This is a genomic window from Asticcacaulis sp., from assembly GCF_027484505.1.
Lineage (GTDB): Bacteria > Pseudomonadota > Alphaproteobacteria > Caulobacterales > Caulobacteraceae > Asticcacaulis.
In genome coordinates, this window is sequence record NZ_JAIXSV010000334.1 from 1 (window position 1) to 2,832 (window position 2,832).

The window sequence follows — 2,832 nt, forward strand, 5'->3', positions numbered from 1 at the left end:
CCCTCAGCCACAAGGGCCGCACGCGCGTCGTCGGGGTCGATGATCAGCACATTCACGGGGAATTATCCGGCAGGGAAAGGGTATCGGGTACGCCCCACCGCGCTGCGGGGCGTCGAGTCTGCTCTTACGGCTAATGCCAACCTGCCGCCGGGCGCAAGCGAAAAATTTGGCCATTCCCGCAACGCAAAATCGCGCCTTGACAGGGTCTGCCTGTGTGACTTAGCCTTTGGGTAGCGATTGGGGAACTGGCCAACGGCGGTCAGCCTCCGGAACGAACCGGACCGTCGTCTTCACCGAAAAAAGTCTCCCCATTGCCGCGGCGGTCGTTGAGCTGCCCGGATCGACGCCGCAGGTTTATCCATGATTTCCAAGGACTTCCTCAAAGCCGGACACGCGCCTACGCTGGTCTCGGCCTTTCTCTATTTCGACATGAGCTTCATGGTCTGGGTGCTGCTGGGCGCGCTGGGCGTGCAGATCGCCAGCGATCTGGGCCTCACCCCGGCGCAAAAGGGCTTCATGGTCGCCGTGCCCATCCTGACCGGGGCCTTGCTGCGGCTGGTGGCGGGGGTGATGGTCGATCGTATCGGCCCCAAGACGACGGGGGCGATCGCTCAGGCCATCGTTATTGGCGGGCTGCTGGCGGCCTTTGTGCTGAAAATCGACTCCTATGCCGGTGTGCTGATGCTGGCCGGCGTGCTGGGCGTCGCCGGTGCGTCTTTTGCGGTCGCCCTGCCTCTGGCGTCGCGCTGGTATCCGCCGCAGTATCAGGGCGTGGCACTGGGCATTGCCGGTGCGGGCAATTCCGGCACGGTGTTCGCCTCGCTGTTTGCGCCGTCGCTGGCTAAGGCGTTTGGCTGGAGCACCGTCTTCGGTCTGGCGACCCTGCCCCTGATCGCCGCTTTTATTTTCTACCTGCTGTTTGCCAAGGACGCGCCCAATCCGCCCGCGCCCAAGCGTCTGGATCAGTATTTCGGCGTCCTCAAACAACAGGACGCCTGGTGGTTCCTGCTGTTCTACGGCGTGTCCTTTGGTGGCTTTGTGGGCCTCAGTTCCTCGCTCAACATCTATTTCAACACGGAATACGGCCTCGATCCGGTGAAGGCCGGCTTTTTCACCGCGGCTTGCGTCTTTGCCGGTTCGCTGTTCCGGCCGGTGGGGGGCAGCGTTGCCGACCGCATCGGCGGCATCCGCACCCTGTCGATCATGTACGTGGTCGCGGCGATTGCCCTCATCATCATCAGCTTCCGCCTGCCGACCGAATTCACCGCGCTGTTGTTCCTGATCGTCGGTATGGGCGCGCTGGGCATGGCCAATGGGGCGGTCTTCCAACTGGTGCCGCAGCGTTTTCGCACCGAAATCGGCGTGATGACCGGCCTTGTCGGCATGTTTGGCGGCATCGGCGGCTTCTATCTGGCCACCAGTCTGGGCCTGTCGAAACAGGCGCTGGGCTCCTATCAACCGGGCCTGATTGGCTTTGCGGCGCTGGCCCTGATCGCCTTTGGCGGCCTGACCCTGATCAAGCGCCGCTGGCGCACCACCTGGGGCGGTGCGCTTGAGAATGTACGGATATAGTTGATGACACTGAAAGGCACCGAGGGCCCCAACACGTACGGCGGCGGGCCGACCACCGCACAAATCGCGGAAACCTTTCAGTAAAAGCGAGAGGCCGGGTCCGACGCCCGGCCTCTTTTCTTTTACCAGCCGCGGCAAACCAGATTGCCATTGCTGTTTTCGACCTGTCGGCCATTGCAATCGCTTAACGACAGCGCCGTCAGGCGGTAATCGCCCCATTTGTCGCGGCAACGCGCCGTCAGACGGTCCCCCTGGAGCGAGATGTCGCGGCAGGTATCGCGGTAATTGCCTGAAGGCAGACGCCCGCCGCTATAGCCGGCGCCTTCGCATTGCAGAGTGCCATTGAGGTTTTCAACGCGCCCGCCGCGGCATTCACGCAGGCGGATATCCGTGTAGCTATAGCCACCTTCGCGCATGCGGCAGCGCGCCGTCAGCCGGTCACCTTCCACCCGGATATCGCGGCAGGTTTGCAGATAGTTGCCTTCGGGCAGACGGCTGTCGTTCCAGCCGCCTCCGCCACCCCAGTCACCGCCGTACCGGCCGCCTTCGCAGCGCAGGTTGCCCCGGTCGTTTTCGACAGAACCGCCGCGGCAATCGCGCAAGGACAGGGTCGTATAGTTATAATAGCCGCTCTTGGCGCGGCAGCGCGCCGACAGCACATCCCCCCGCAGTTCAATATCCCGGCAGCTTTCGCGGTAAGAGCCAGACGGCAAACCACCCCAACGACGGTCATCGTCACCATCCTGCCAGCGACCGCCACCATAGCTGTCCTGAGCCGAGGCGGCCCCGGCGGACAGGCCACAGATCAGAGTAAGGGCAAAAAGGGAAATCAGGCGGCGCATGGGGTTTTCTCCGTGTTGTGAGCTTATCAAGCGCCTCTGTTTCTGAACCGTAGCTGAACGGGCAGGTCTTCTACCTGCCCGCGTCCGACTAGAGCGGATTTCGTTCAGGTCAAATCGAAATCCTGCTCTAACGTTTTGTTTGGTCGCGCATTTGATTCCGAAAACCGTTACACACTTTTCGGAATGCGCTTTAGGCCGCGACCGATACGGACGTCTGGGTCTTTGCCTGTTCCGCCAGCACGGCCGCCATGGATTGCATCCACTGAGCCGTCAGCGCCGCCAGCTTGGCCGCCGTGCCGTCATCAACGGTGGTATCTGTCGCCGATGATGCCGTGTCTTCGCTTTCAGAGGTCTGAGCAAACGCCTCCATGGGCGGAGGCGGCGGGCCTTCGGCGCGCATCTGTTCATCAAAGGTCGA

General features: G+C 62.4%; 3 protein-coding genes. 1 reads left to right on the plus strand and 2 read right to left on the minus strand.

Features of this window, described 5'->3' with window-relative positions; all coding sequences use genetic code 11:
* Nucleotides 1-360 precede the first annotated feature (360 nt).
* Nucleotides 361-1,572 (plus strand): nitrate/nitrite transporter, encoded by a 1,212-nt coding sequence (locus Q0072_RS19625; protein ID WP_298333334.1) that lies wholly within the window; start codon nt 361-363, stop codon nt 1,570-1,572.
* Nucleotides 1,573-1,694: 122 nt separating this feature from the next.
* On the opposite strand, the gene Q0072_RS19630 is transcribed toward Q0072_RS19625, so the two are convergent.
* The gene (locus Q0072_RS19630; RefSeq protein WP_298333336.1) at nt 1,695-2,414 is read right to left on the minus strand and encodes a CVNH domain-containing protein; all 720 of its coding nucleotides are present in this window, start codon (nt 2,412-2,414) and stop codon (nt 1,695-1,697) included.
* 190 nt (nt 2,415-2,604) lie between these two features.
* The coding region (locus tag Q0072_RS19635; protein WP_298333338.1) for a hypothetical protein at nt 2,605-2,832 on the minus strand (228 nt) is incomplete at its 5' end.

Bases quoted from the DNA above. Each gene is read 5' to 3' on its own strand.
- Q0072_RS19625 (WP_298333334.1), top strand. From the start codon at position 361: ATGATTTCCAAGGACTTCCTCAAAGCCGGACACGCGCCTACGCTGGTC.
- Q0072_RS19630 (WP_298333336.1), bottom strand. From the start codon at position 2,414: ATGCGCCGCCTGATTTCCCTTTTTGCCCTTACTCTGATCTGTGGCCTG.